The sequence below is a fragment of the Flavobacterium frigidimaris genome, assembly GCF_002217275.1.
GTDB lineage: Bacteria > Bacteroidota > Bacteroidia > Flavobacteriales > Flavobacteriaceae > Flavobacterium > Flavobacterium aquidurense.
Genome location: NZ_MUGV01000022.1, coordinates 1 through 14,529, shown reverse-complemented (window position 1 = coordinate 14,529; position 14,529 = coordinate 1). Strand labels below are relative to the sequence as shown.

The following is a 14,529-nucleotide window of genomic DNA, read 5'->3' as shown; positions in this document are numbered from 1 at the left end:
AATAATTTAGTAAACTGCTTTCCATCCATTTTTTTTCCAGTAAGCAATAATGGGTTTGTAAGGCCCGTATTTGTGTTGTTCTTCGGTAAAATTGTCCTGAAAAGGACTATGTGAGTAATCAATGGGCTTACCCATTTTATTAGGATAATCAAATGTTTTTGGATTTGGTCTTTTATGAATTGCATCATCATTTACAAAAGCAGCAATATCCAATGCTTGTTGATCTGTTAAATAAGGTTTCCCGATTGTAACTTTATCATACGGCATGTTGCTTTTTAACCATTGTGCCTGTTTGATAACGCGGTGCATACTTGAACCTGGCTGATAGCCGTATTCACCCCAAAGCGGTGGATAAGTATAACCTGATTTATCTGCGTTATAAACTCCTTCGCCATTATTTCCGTGGCAACGGACACAATTTTCTACAAACAGTGCTTTTCCTCTTTCCGGACTTGCAGCTACATCTGGGAATTCAATTTCCAGGTTTTTTGCTCCTTTAAAATCGCCGTCTTTCGGAACAAATTTGCTAATCCATTTAAAGTAAGATAAAAAAGCCACCATTTCGTCGCTGTCAAGCGGAAGCGGTTTTCCGGAATGAGGACGCATAATGCAATTATTTACACGTTCGGCAAGTGTAAGTACTTTGTTTTCACGTCCGCGGTATTGTGGATAATTGTCATGAGAAGACATTAAATTGAAAGCATGAGGTTTTGTACCGGCGTCCTGATGACAATTGGTACAATTCATTTTATTGCCTAAATATTTTCCTTTGACTCCATTTGGGCCTATATAATAAGCGGTTTTTAGCATTAATTCTCTTCCATAACGAACGGATTCTCCAAATTGATCATCCGGAATTTTGGAAGTGTCAATAGTAATGTATGCCTCATCTTCGGAAGTTTTTTCTGCCAAAGTTTGAGAATTTGAAGTATTGCAAGAATTGAAAACAACAATTGGCAATGCTGAAAAGATACCAATAAGAATTATTTTTTTCATGTCTAAAATTTTTATCCTAACGGGTTTTTAAAACCTGTTAGGTATTTATTATAAATTATACCTACAAGGTTTGAAAAACCTTGCAGAAAATCAATATTTTTAATTGAGAAGAAAAGGTTTCATATTTTCTTCCGGAATAAACTGCGTACGATACGGAGGAATTTCAGACTCTAAAGCCCAAAGTAATACTCCTTTTTTGTTCGTTAAAACCGTTATATGTCTTTTTGAACAACAAACTAAAATGGTGTTTTTATCAATCATATAAGCACTTCCCATTCTGTCATTGTAAATATCTCTTGGTAAATTGATATGGAAATCCAATTTTGCTGATTTGCCTTTTTCATCTATTTTAAGAGCAAAAACTGATGATTGTTTTTTATCCACACCATTATCAAAAAACATTAAACTTCCATCTGGGTTAATGTGTGCGGCATGAGCCTGAGAGAAATTAGTATTTGCAGCCATTTTTATATTACCATCTTTTCCTAATTTCCAGATTACTTTTCCAGTTTTTGAATCTACTTTCCAAATTTGACCGTTGTTGTAAAATGAAATTAAAAAGTTTCCATCTTTATCATAATTCAGGCTGTTGGCATGAGTCCAGTCTTTTTTGGTTTTAAGTAACGCTTTATCTTTCATAGGATCTAAATCATCAAAAACGCTCCATTTCCACAGTTGTTTTCCTTTTTTATCCATGATCAAAATTCCGTCTCCGTTTATGGTGTCGTTCTTTTTTCCTCCAATAGAAGTTAAATCCATTATTTTTTGATCTACGGTTATCGTAACAATTTCGTTAGCCGATTTTTTCAGAATTTCATGATGAATGGTTTGTTTAAAATCGCCCTGTCCTTTTTTGACATGTGTTAAAGTGTCGCCCTGTAAATTGATTTCCAGGATTTCACTTCCGTAACTTGTTGGTTCATCATTTGTACCTAAAATGGAAAGAATGGTTTGGTCTTTTGTAAAATGAGTTACTTTAAATCCGGTTCCTTCAACGGTATGATACCATCTTAAATTTCCTTTGTAATCAACAATATAGGCAACTCCGGGTGTTTCTCTTTTGGCTACAAGCATAAAACCTTTTTTGAAATTTGCAGGTAAAAGTTCTGGTTTTGGGCAATTTGCCTTAAATTGTTTTTGCAACCATTCAGGTAATTTTCTAGACTTGAAAGTGTATAATTTGCCAGTATTGGTATTCTCGCCCTGAATAGTAACCAACTGAAAACTATAATTGGTTTCGGGCGTAATATTGCAAAGTACTAGTGAATGTTTAAGACCAGCTTTTGAAATTGGAGAGGTTATTTTGTTTTTTATTCCTTTTTTATCAGACCAATATTCGGCATATACCTGAACATTGTCACTCGTAGTAACATCGATTTGAATTTTCAATTCGTTGTTACTATGCGTCCCAATATTGATATTTGTGATACGACCCTGATTTTTAGAACAACTTGCCAACGCAAGTAATGTAAAAATAAAACTCCCTTTTACTATTAATTTTTTGATCATCTTGAAGGCTTCTTTAATGAAACAGCAAAGTACTTATTTTGTATAAAAATCAGGAATAGACAGACAATTAAATGCCTATTCCTGATTGGACCTCTTTTATTATTGTCTGTCGGCGTTACTTAATTTTGGGTTAAGATCAACCTGACTTTGTGGGTATGTATAATATTTGTTTTGTGGCATTTTGATTTGTGCTGGTTCTCCAACTCTTAGGTGATAGGCATTTACCAAAACATCATATTTGTTCATTCTGATCAAATCCGAACGACGTTTTCCTTCGTAGAAAAATTCCCATCCTCTTTCCTGTAAGATTGCATCTCTTAAAGTGCTTTGATTATAATTAGCCAAAACCAATAGTTTTGCATGAGATCTTGCTTTAACTTTGTTTATAAGATCTATAGCTTCTGTGGTTGGGCCACTAATTTCATTTAATGCTTCAGCTCTGCTCAATAATACATCGGCATAACGAAGAATGTTTACACTATGACCATCATAATAAGTCGTAGTTTCATCATCAGCATACTTTCTTGTTGAAACGTCTGGCATATAAAATTCGCCTGCTGGTGGTTGCGCACCTAATGATGGCGCTTGTTTGTGTAATAAACCATCAACACCTTCAAATTCAGGGAAGAAACATTGTTTTCTTTCGTCTTCATTACCAAAAGTATTATAGAAATCCCAGTTAACCGTGTAATATTGCCATCTGTTTTGAACCACCGGATGATCAATTGGTCCAAAGTGATTCAACAATTCTGTTCCGTTTGTATTGGCGTCACTTAATGAAGAGAAGATATTTTCACTACACCATTTGTTACTTTCTTTAAACAAGCCTAAGTAAGAAGGATAAAGAGTGTATTCGTTTAGGTTCATTACCTGTTGTGTCAATGTCGCTACTTTTTGCCAATCGTGGCTGCGTAGGTATAATTTTGCCATTAAAGTAAGTGCAGCACCTTTTGTGGCACGCCCTACATCATTAGTACCATAAATGTCATTATTTTTATAATTAACAGGCAATACATTGGCAGCTTCAGTTAATTCTTTTACCAGAAAAGCATCAATTTCTTCTACAGATGAAGGAGGAGTCTGATCTAAATAATTTGGATTTCCCAAATTAGCTTCTGTAATTAGAATCACCGGACCCCATGAGTCTGTTAAATCCATATAAGCAGAAGCTCTTAAAAACTTAGCTTCAGCTATAAATTGTGCTTTTTCTGCAGCAGTAATTCCAGCCATTGGAGTAATGTTAAAAATAGCAAAGTTGGCGTTTGCAATTAATTTATACATGGCATTCCAATCTTCTTTAAGCAAACCATTTGTCGAACTCCAGGTTCCTAGCGATAATTGTCCCGGATCTCCTCCATATTGGCAGTGTCCTAAATCTGTAGCAATGTCAGTCAAGGCGAAGTGTCTCGTTGCCCAATACGAAAAGTTGTCCCCTACAGATGGTCCTTTTAACCGACCATAAATAGAATTGATAGACGCTATAGCATCAGACTTTGTAGTAAAGCCATTCGTATTGGTTAAATTACTATATACCGTAGGATCAAGATCCTGGTTGCACGAAAATTGTGCTCCCGCGGTAAGTAAAAGTAGTAATAGTGTATATTTTTTCATTTTAATAAATTTAATGTTACTAAAAAAGCTTTTTAGACTAGTGAATTGCGACTTTGATACCTAAAATAAATGTTCTTGAAGCCGGGAATGAGTTGAAATCGATTCCTCCACCTAAGTTTTGCTTCGAAGCATTATCTGGAGTAAAATGTCCGTTTACTTCAGGATCGTTTCCAGAATAATTTGTAATAGTCAGTAAATTTTGACCTATAGCATACAATCTGATACTATCTATAAATTTAGCTTGTTTTAATACACTCTCAGGAATAGAATATCCGATAGAAACATTTTTTAAACGAACATAAGATGCATCTTCAACAAATTTTGAATTTACATAACTACCGTATTTACTTTTATAATATCCGTCTCTTGGTATTTCAGTATTTTCATTTGTACCGGCAACCCAACGATTTAGAGCGTCTGTACTTGTAGATGATTCACCTACCATTTTTGTCATATTATAAACAGAATAATCAAAAGCACCCTGGAAAAAGATGTTCATGTCAAAATTTCCATATTTAAAATCATTGTTTAAACCTGCAGTATAATGGGGTGTAGAATTTCCTAAATACGTTCTGTCATCAGCATTAATTACTCCATCGCCGTTAACATCAACATATTTTGGATCTCCAGCTACAGATAATGGCTGAGGAGCATAAGTTTCTCCTGTTTTTACAACTCCGGCATATTTATATCCATATAATTCACTCATTTCTTTTCCGGGAACGAGTCTTGTGAATTCCTGTCCTGAAACCGTACCACTTGGATTAGAAGTGTTAGTACTGATGATTTTTACATTATCAGCAAGCGATATTATTTCTTGTTTGTTGTAAGCAACATTTAATGATGTTGTCCAGCTAAATTTATCATTTCTAAAATTTGTGCTGCTGATTCCTAGTTCAATTCCTCGATTTCGGATAACTCCTGAGTTAATTCTTTGAACATCAAATCCCCACCATCCTCCAACAGGAACATTTAAAAGGGCATCAGTAGTTCTTTTTTCGTATACATCAATTGTTGCGCTAAGTTTATCATTAAAAAAGCCCATATCTAAACCAATATTGGTTTGCGCAGTTTGCTCCCACTTTAAGTTAGGATTTGATAAATTATTTGGTTCAGTACCACCAACAAAATTGCCATCACCAATAGTTACTCCCCAAGAAGTTAGTCTGTTCATGTATTGATAATCTCCAATACCATCATTTCCTGTAATACCATAACTGGCTCTTAACTTAAGTTCAGAAAAAGTATTTAAATTTTGAATAAAGGACTCATTAGACATTTTCCAGGCAATAGCTCCGGAAGGGAAAATTCCGAATTTGTTATTTGGACCAAAACGAGAAGATCCATCTTTTCTAATCGTAAAAGAAACCAGGTATTTATCATTGTAAGAATAATTCAAACGGCTAAAGTAAGAAGTCAGTTTAGTTTCTGTTTTCTCCGTTTCTGGTTTCAAATATACTGCCGCTCCCTGAAGATTATAATAAGTTAAGACATCATTAGAAAAACCAGATCCAGATGCTTTCATTCTCTCATAAGTATCTTTTTGATTAGAAGTTCCAACCATTGCTGTAACAGCATGCTCATTAATATTAAACTTATAAGTCAAATATTGCTCCGTGCTCCATCTAAAATAAGTTTTGTTTTCTTCTGATCCTGTTCCTTTCAAGGCAGCTCCCGCCACTAATGTGCTTGGAGTATATTTTCCCTGAATATTTTCCTGCCATTCTGCGCCGGCACCAAAGTGATAAGTTAGATTTTTGATGATTTCATAATCTAAAAACATATTTCCGTTTACTAATCTGTTGATGGTGTGGTCTGTTGGCTCTAATAATAGAGCTAATGCGTTGTCTTTTCCCTGATATTTATAATATGAGCCATCAGCATTATAGATCGGAATAGTCGGTGGTGCAGTTTGAATTGAAAACATAGGTGATAAAATATTATCTCCAAAATCACTGTTATTTCCTTCGCTTGAAGCACCGTAAACATTGGTACCCATATTCAATTTTTCATTAAATCTTTTCTCACCACCCATTCTAACACTGTACCTTTCAAAGTCTGTGTTTACAATAGCTCCTGTTTGTTTAATGTAATTTCCGGACAAGAAAAATTTAGATGTTTTATCGCTTCCACTAAAAGTAAGTGTTCTGTTCAATACTTCTCCTGTACGTGTTGCAGCGTCAAACCAGTTGGTATTGGCAATAGGAAAACTTGCCGGGAAAACCGGTGGTCTTCCGTTTTCTTTTGCAATAGCATTTTGAATATCAGCATATTGTTGTCCGTTTAGCAAAGAAGGTTCTTTAATGATGTTTTGAAAACCATCTGAGATTTCAGCTTCAACCTGCATTTTTCCTAATTTTCCTTTTTTAGTAGTAATCAAAATTACCCCATTTCCACCTCTGGCACCGTAAATTGCTGTAGAAGAAGCATCTTTTAATACCTGAATGTTTTCGATATCATTTGGGCTAATAGAAGCTCCGGTACTTGTAATAAATCCATCAACTACATATAATGGCGCATTAGAAGTATTAATTGAGTTTCCTCCTCTAATTACGATTGAAGGACTAGTTCCTGGCGCATAACTATTTTGTTGTACCTGAACTCCTGACGCACGTCCTTGTAATGCTTGTCCAACATTTGAAATAGTTCCGCCTAAGTTTAAATTGTCTTTTCCAATCGAACTTACAGAACCGGTAAGGTCTTTTTTCTTTGCTTTTCCGTATCCAACAACTACTTCATCTAGTTTTTGTCCCGCTTCTTTCATGACAATTTTAAGTGGAGCGCCTGATATGGTAACTTCCTGATCTTCCATACCAATATAAGTTATGATAAGTTTTGTAGCATTATCAGGAACCGTAATCGCAAAACTTCCGTCAACATCTGTTTGAACACCTGTTTTAGAACCTTTTACTGTTACGTTTACACCTGGTAACGGAAGTCCGTTTTGATCTGTTATTGTACCTTTTACAGTTTTTTCAAAAAATAACACCGTATTGTTTTTGTGTGATGTATCTATTGTTGAAACAGCCGAAGCCTGAAATGTAAAAACTAATAACGAAAGAACGGTTAGTTTGATTTCTTTTCCGGATAAATTGTTAATCCGAAAATCTCTTGGCTTTTTTTGGGTTAATAATTTCATACTTAAAATTGGTTTTGGTTAATGTTTAATTGTTTTTTATTGATTGTAAGTTTTAGACTTCTTTTTTTGATTCAGGAATACATTTTTGGTTTTCTATTTGAATTTTTTTTGAAGTATTTCTTTTTGAGATATTCACTTCAATTTCCAATCTCAAAACGGGTTATTTTATCCGTTTTTATTATTTTTTAAAGCATCAAAATCGACTAAAATTTTACTGAATTAACTTAGTTTTAAGATTATTGTCTGACGAAACTATAGATTATATTTTTATAAAACAAGAAAAAACACAAAAAATGTGCTCGAACACACAAAATTTATGTTCTCGAGCACATAAAATTGTGCGAAACGTTTTTTTTGACTTAAAATGATGTGATTATTCTAAATTATTTTGGAAATAAACGGACTTCTTTATTTGACCTTTTTTTATGCGAAATTGTTGTTTAGATGAATAATATTTGATGTTTTTGCAAAATCTTATGAATTTCGCAATAGAGATATTGAATAGATACTAATTAAACAGGATTTTCTTATTGTTTTATTTAGTAAGAAAATTGACTTTATCGCATTTTTATTTAAATCTGCGAAGGAGTTTTTTTACTAATTTTTTAGAGTATATTGGTCATCTTAAAAAAGCCCAAAATTGCAACTCTGAAATGGAACAATTTTAGGGTTTTTAAAAATTAAAGATTATAAAATTTAAGAGTTATAAAGGTGAAAGAATATCAATTAGTATTTATAGATAAAAATCAAAAAAGCGGAACTGATTTTCCAGTTTTATCATCTTGGAAAAAAGCAAATTGTTTAACGGATTTTTCCTCCCCATGGAAAGAGGATGCCATTTCTAAAATTGAATTTAGAGCACTTTGGGATTTAGAAAATCTCTATTTCAAGTTTATTGTTTTCGATACTGATATTTATATTGATGAAAAAGATAATAGTTTTGATAGTATTGGAAATTCTGATAGAGTAGAGCTCTTTTTTAGAAAAAATGAGGCTATAGATCCTTATTATTGTCTCGAAATGGATACTTCGGCCAGAATAATGGATTTTAAGGCAAAGCCAAATAAAGATTTTGATTTTAAATGGAAATGGCCCAAAGAAGATTTAAAAGTAATCTCTTTAAAAGACAAGAATTCTTTTACTGTTGAGGGAAGAATCAGTATTGCTTCTTTGAAAGAATTGAATTTAATTCAAAACAATATAATTGAAGCGGGAGTCTATAGGGCAAAATTTTCTTTAGCTGAAAATCTGCAATACGATGCAACCTGGATTTCCTGGGTAAATCCAAATACACCGGAACCCAATTTTCATATTGCTTCTTCGTTCGGAAAATTTATTTTAATGAAGTAATCTGCCACAAAGGCGCTAAGTCGCAAAGAAATATAAACTTAGTGCCTTTGTGACTTCGTGGCAAACTAGCTAACGTAAAAAGAGGCATTCTCTACATTAATAATATCTATAGGAAGCAAAATAGTTTCCGGAATTTCTTTTCGGAATAAAAAATGTTCGACTAAAGTGCTGACTCCTAAATAAGCCTGTCTTTTTTGATTTTGATGAATTAAAAAATGAACCAATCCCTGATTTAGGAAATTTACATTTTTCTCAATTAAGTCGTAACCAATAAGTGCAATTTTTCGATTTTCTATAGAAGATAAAACAGAAGCAATCTGATAGGCTTTTGAAGTGGTAATGAAAATGCCACGTAAATTTGGATTTTCTTCTACAAAGGCAGGAAACTTAGTTTCAATGTTCGAATATTTTAATTTTAAGGTAGTCAACGAAAAATCAGAAAGCTTTTTTTCATCAAAGTAGTTTCTGAAGCCTTTTTCTTTTTCCTGCATGTGAACTGCATTTTTTAAACTTTCATCAATATGAATAATGGCAATTTGCCCATCTGTCAAAATTAAATTCATTAAACTAGCGGCAACGCGGCCACTTTTATATAAATCCTGTCCGACAAAGCTTTTTATAGACGAAGATTCAACCTGGTTATTAAAAGTATTAACTATAATTTCTAATTCATCATACTGTTTAATAATTTCGACAGTTTCCTTATGGAATAAAGGAGCGATCAAAACGGCATCCGGCGATTGCCTGATTATTTTTTCATTTGTACTTAAAAACGATTTAGTACTTTCAGGATTAAAATAATAAGTTTCTATAATAACACTATAAGCCTTAAATTCGGTTATAGCATCCTGTATTCCGTTAACACAGGGGAGCCAGTAAGTATCAATTTCAGGATCCGGAAGTAAAACGCAAATGCGATATACTTTTGTGTTTTTTAAATTTCGGGCAATTAAATTGGGTTCATAATTAATGACATTCAATACCTCATTGATTTTCTCCAATGCGGTCGGAGAAACTTTTCCTCTGTTATGCAAAACACGATCTACAGTTCCTTTAGAAACTCCGGCCATTTTTGCAATATCCTTAATTGTGTACTTTTTATCCATATAAGCAAATATAGAAACTTTGATTTAATTATAGTAAAATTTTTTAAAGGAATTACGTTGTGTGCTCGAGAACATTTTTTTAGTGTGTTCGAGCACATTTTTTGTTTTTTTCTTGTTTTATAAAAATATAATATATAGTTTCGTAGAATCAAAACCGAAATTATAAAATAAATTCATAACCAAATAACGTTGTAATTATTTGAATTGCAGTGTTTTAATGTAAAATTTTCAAGTGAGAAAAATTACTTCATTAGCCCCGGGTCGAACATGTCTCTTTGGAGATCATCAAGATTATTTAGGATTGCCCGTTATAGCGTGTGCTATTAACCGGGATATACAGTTAACTGCAGAAGAAAACCAGACCAATACGTTTGTTCTTAATATGATCGATATTAATGAAATTCGGGTAATAGATATTCATGCAACGTTCGAAAAATTAGAACCTCGCGATTATTTTGCTTCATCACTGCGCGTTTTACGCAGACATGGTTGTATTCCCACTGTTGGATATAATATTACTATAACCGGAGATATTCCAATCAATTCCGGAACCTCTAGTTCTTCCGCTTTGTTAATGGCCTGGATTCAGTTTTTAATTACAGCTTTTGGAGTTGATGATGAAGTGACCCCTGAATTTATTGCCAAAATAGGATATGCTTCTGAAGTTTTAGAACATGGAGAACCAGGCGGAATGATGGATCATTTTAGTATTGGAGTTGGAAATATCGTATATATTAATACAAAAGATCCTTTTTCGTATAAGATTATCGGAACCAATTTGAAAGGATTAATTACCGGAGTTTCTGGAGTTCCTAAAGAAACAATTGGGTTAATTGGAGAATTGAAAGGAAATGCCTTAATGGCAATTGATATTGTAAAACAGAACTTCCCAAATTTTGATTTGAATACTTCCGAAATTCGGGATATTGATCGTTATCGCAATTGCTTACCAGATCGATTAATTCCGTTTTTTGAAGCGGCTTTAAAGAATTACCATTATACAAAAGAAGCGCTAAAAGAGTTCGAAAAACCAGTTTTGGATCTTAGAAAAATTGGTGAATTAATGAATCAGCATCATGAAGTTTTGCGTGATTTATTAAAAATTACAGTTCCAAGAATTGATGATATGATCAATGCAGCGCTGCGTGCCGGCGCTTACGGAGCTAAAATTGTAGGCTCTGGAGGCGGCGGTAGTATCGTTGTTATTGCTGACCCTGAAAAAGAAAATTTTGTTATCGATGCTATTTTAAAAGCCGGAGCTTTAGAAGCTTATTCGGTTAGCGTAGATCCCGGAGTGAGAATAATTGAAAATATTGAAATTTAAAACATAAATAATGCACAACAATTTAGTTATTCTTGCGGGTGGAGCATCTTCCCGTATGAAAAAAGAAGCCGTTTTAGATAATTTATCGCCAGAAGAAATCGCGCAGGCCAACGAAAGAAGCAAAGGTTTAATTGGAGTGGGAGCAAGTGGGAGACCTTTGTTGGATTATCTTTTATTAAATGCAAAAAAAGCGGGATACAAAAATATCTATATTATTATTGGAGAACAAGGTGAGTTGTTTAAAGAGTTTTATGGAAACCAGAATGAAAACAATAATTTTCATGGATTAAACATATCATTTGCCATTCAATATATTCCTGAAGGACGAGTAAAACCTTTTGGTACTGCAGATGCCTTGTTTCAGGCTGTAGAACAGTTTCCGGAATTAAACACACAAGAATATTCGGTTTGCAATAGTGATAATTTGTATTCAGCAAAAGCGTTGCTAGCGTTGAGAGAAACACAAAGCCCCAATGCTTTTATCAGCTATGATCGTGATGCTTTGGAATTTCCTTCTGAAAGAATTTCGCGTTTTGCGATCGCCAAATTAGATCAAAACAATCAATTATTGGACATTTTAGAGAAGCCTACAGCAGACGATTTGGAGCATTATAAAGATGTTGATGGGAAAATAAGAGTGAGTATGAATGCTTTCAAGTTCAATGGAAGCACTTTGTATACGCATCTTAAAAATTGTCCCGTAAATCCGGAAAGAGATGAAAAAGAATTGCCGACAGTACTTTTAAATTCGGTTCAGGCGAATCCGAATACAACAGTGGGAATTCCATTTTCAGAACATGTTCCAGATTTAACTGCAAAAGAAGATATTGCTGACGTTAAGGAGTATCTTAAGAAACATTATCCTGTTTTAGACTGGAATGTTTAACAAATATTAACAAAAAAATGATATCTAATGTAGTGCTTATTACTTTACTTTTGTTTTACTTTGCAAAAAAAACGCAAAATAGCGTTTTGTAAATGCAAAATTATTGCAATCGTGTTGGTGCTATTTTAGATTCATAAAACAATAATCTATTAACAATCAACCCAAAAGTATTATGTCAAACATTGAAAGTATCATACAAGTAGAAAAAAGGAGTGCAATTCTTCCGATGGTTATCCTGACCGCATTATTTTTTATTCTCGGATTTGTAACCTGGCTAAACGGTCCTTTAATTCCATTTTTTGAATTGGCTTGTGAGCTTTCTTCTTCACAGGCTTACTTTGTAACTTTTGCCTTTTACATTGCCTATTTTGTAATGGCAATTCCATCATCCTGGGTGATCGAAAAAGTGGGATACAAAAACGGTATCTCTTTAGGATTATTGATCATTGCATTTGGCGCATTCATGTTTTATCCTGCCGCCGGAAGCCGTACGTTTTTACTGTTCTTAATAGCACTTTTTGTTATGGGAACTGGTTTGGCAATTTTACAAACGGCTGCGAATCCTTATGTAGTTGTTATTGGTCCAAGAGAAAGTGCTGCAGCCAGAATTAGTGTTTTGGGAATTGCCAATAAACTAGCGGGTTTTGTGGCGCCAATCATATTGACAGCATTGGTTTTGTCTAATATGCAGGAGTTTACAGCAGATAAAATTGCAATGCTGGATTCCGTTTCAAAAGCAAATGCTTTAAATTCCCTTGCATTACAATTGCAAAGGCCTTATCTTTATATGGGATTGATTATTATGGTGTTAGCTTTGTTTGTGAAGCTTTCTCCACTCCCGGAAATTGATTTGGATGAAGAAGGTAATATTTCAAATTTAAGTATTTTAAAACAAATAAAAAACGCATTCAGACGTCCTCAATTGGTTTTGGGAGTTATCACTTTAATGTTATATCTGGCTGCTGAAGTTTTAGCCGGAGATTCAATTGGAGGCTTCGGAAAACAATTGGGAGTTTATGGAGATGAAGGAAATTTTTATTTGAAATTAACTTCGTTTACGATGTCAGCAATGGTTGTGGGATATATTTTAGGAATAACGTTAATTCCAAAATACCTTTCGCAGGTAACGGCTTTAAAAGGTTCAGGGATTTTAGGAATCATTTTGGTTATAGCAATTGTTATTATTTCACCTAAAGTAATGCTTCAGTTGCCTGGAATTCCAAATTTGCCAATTGTAATTCTGTTAGTAGCATTACTTGGTTTGGCAAATGCACTTTGCTGGCCGGCAATTTGGCCAATGGCTCTTCAAGATTTGGGTGGATATACTAAAATTGGAAGCGCCATTTTAATTATGGGAATTATTGGCGGTGCTATATTTCCTCTATTGTATGGATTAATTACAGAAACTATAAACACCTCAAATATTGCAGCCGGAAGTCAGGACGTTTCAAGAAGCGGAAATCAGCTTGCGTATTTAATGTTATTACCATCTTATATAATGATACTTTTTTACGCAGTAAAAGGTCATAAATACCGAAAATGGTAGAATAAACTCGAGAAATTAAAAAAAAAACTATATCATGTTAAAAAGTAAAATCGACAAAGCAACAGGATTCGAAAAACGATTCGAAAACATCAATACAGTTGTTTTTGAAAATTCTTCTGATGCATCTAAAGCAGTTGCTCAGGAAATTGCAGCTTTAATTAAATCCAAACAAGAAGAAAATCAGCCTTGTATTTTGGGTCTTGCAACTGGTTCTTCTCCAAAAGGACTGTATGCTGAATTAGTTCGTTTGCATAAAGAAGAAGGATTGAGTTTTAAGAATGTAATCAGTTTCAATCTGGATGAATATTATCCGATGGAACCCAACTCTATCAACAGTTATGTTCGTTTTATGAAAGAATTACTGTTTGACCATGTCGATATTTTACCTGAAAATGCCCACGTTCCCGACGGTCTTTTAACAAAAGAACAAATTGCAGATTATTGTCATGATTATGAAGCTAAAATTGAAGCTTTGGGTGGCATTGATTTGCAGATTTTAGGAATTGGAGGAAACGGACATATCGGTTTTAACGAATCAGGTTCACTTCAAAACTCTAAAACCCGTTTGGTAGCTTTAGACCATATTACAAGAGTGGCGGCAAGCAAGGATTTCTTCGGATTAAGCAATACACCAAGAACTGCGATTACACTTGGAGTAAAGAAAATCATGGAAGCTAAACAAGTTATTTTGATGGCTTGGGGTGAAGGAAAATCAAATATTGTAAAAAAATCTGTTGAAGATGAAGTTACGAACCGCGTACCTGCTTCATTTTTGCAGGAACATAATAATGCGGTTTTTATATTAGATAAAGAAGCTTCTTCAAAACTAACCAGAATCAACAAACCTTGGCTCGTAGAAAAAGTAGTCTGGACAGATAAATTAATTAGAAAAGCAGTTTTAGGATTGGCACTTCAGCTTAAAAAACCAATTTTAATGTTGACTGATGCCGATTATATCGAACACGGAATGAGCGATTTATTGGCAGATTCAGGACCGGCTTATGATATCAATATTAAAATTTTTAATAAGCTTCAAAATACCATCACGGGATGGCCAGGCGG

Annotated in this window: 10 protein-coding genes; 5 read left to right on the top strand and 5 right to left on the bottom strand. The window is 33.9% G+C overall.

What is annotated here, in order from left to right:
* Window positions 1-6: 6 nt before the first annotated feature.
* The 4 genes from B0A65_RS13640 to B0A65_RS13625 form a co-directional block, all read right to left on the bottom strand.
* A complete protein-coding gene (locus B0A65_RS13640; RefSeq protein ID WP_074656817.1) occupies window positions 7-996 on the bottom strand; it encodes a c-type cytochrome in 990 nt (329 codons plus the stop codon).
* 99 nt (window positions 997-1,095) lie between these two features.
* Entirely contained in the window at window positions 1,096-2,505 is a 1,410-nt protein-coding gene (locus tag B0A65_RS13635; protein ID WP_074656820.1) for an aryl-sulfate sulfotransferase, read from the bottom strand.
* 99 nt (window positions 2,506-2,604) lie between these two features.
* Window positions 2,605-4,116 carry a RagB/SusD family nutrient uptake outer membrane protein gene (locus tag B0A65_RS13630; RefSeq protein WP_074656823.1) on the bottom strand — a complete coding sequence of 504 codons (1,512 nt, stop codon included), beginning with the start codon at window positions 4,114-4,116 and terminating at the stop codon, window positions 2,605-2,607.
* Window positions 4,117-4,153: 37 nt separating this feature from the next.
* Window positions 4,154-7,255 (bottom strand): SusC/RagA family TonB-linked outer membrane protein, encoded by a 3,102-nt coding sequence (locus B0A65_RS13625; protein ID WP_074656825.1) that lies wholly within the window; start codon window positions 7,253-7,255, stop codon window positions 4,154-4,156.
* A 711-nt stretch (window positions 7,256-7,966) separates the two neighbouring features.
* Between B0A65_RS13625 and B0A65_RS13620 the strand changes: the two genes are divergently transcribed.
* Window positions 7,967-8,605, top strand: coding sequence for a sugar-binding protein (locus tag B0A65_RS13620; RefSeq protein WP_074656828.1), 639 nt, complete (start codon window positions 7,967-7,969; stop codon window positions 8,603-8,605).
* A 65-nt stretch (window positions 8,606-8,670) separates the two neighbouring features.
* On the opposite strand, the gene B0A65_RS13615 is transcribed toward B0A65_RS13620, so the two are convergent.
* Window positions 8,671-9,711, bottom strand: a complete 1,041-nt coding sequence (locus B0A65_RS13615; protein WP_074656830.1) for a LacI family DNA-binding transcriptional regulator — start codon at window positions 9,709-9,711, stop codon at window positions 8,671-8,673.
* Window positions 9,712-9,943: 232 nt separating this feature from the next.
* Here B0A65_RS13615 and B0A65_RS13610 point away from each other — a divergent pair, with 232 nt between their 5' ends.
* The 4 genes from B0A65_RS13610 to nagB form a co-directional block, all read left to right on the top strand.
* Entirely contained in the window at window positions 9,944-11,035 is a 1,092-nt protein-coding gene (locus tag B0A65_RS13610; protein ID WP_074656834.1) for a mevalonate kinase family protein, read from the top strand.
* A 10-nt stretch (window positions 11,036-11,045) separates the two neighbouring features.
* Entirely contained in the window at window positions 11,046-11,921 is an 876-nt protein-coding gene (locus tag B0A65_RS13605; protein ID WP_074656837.1) for a sugar phosphate nucleotidyltransferase, read from the top strand.
* Between the two features lie 172 nt (window positions 11,922-12,093).
* The gene (locus B0A65_RS13600; RefSeq protein WP_074656838.1) at window positions 12,094-13,467 is read left to right on the top strand and encodes a sugar MFS transporter; all 1,374 of its coding nucleotides are present in this window, start codon (window positions 12,094-12,096) and stop codon (window positions 13,465-13,467) included.
* Between the two features lie 34 nt (window positions 13,468-13,501).
* On the top strand, window positions 13,502-14,529 hold a 1,028-nt coding region (nagB, locus tag B0A65_RS13595), incomplete at its 3' end, for a glucosamine-6-phosphate deaminase (protein ID WP_089069636.1).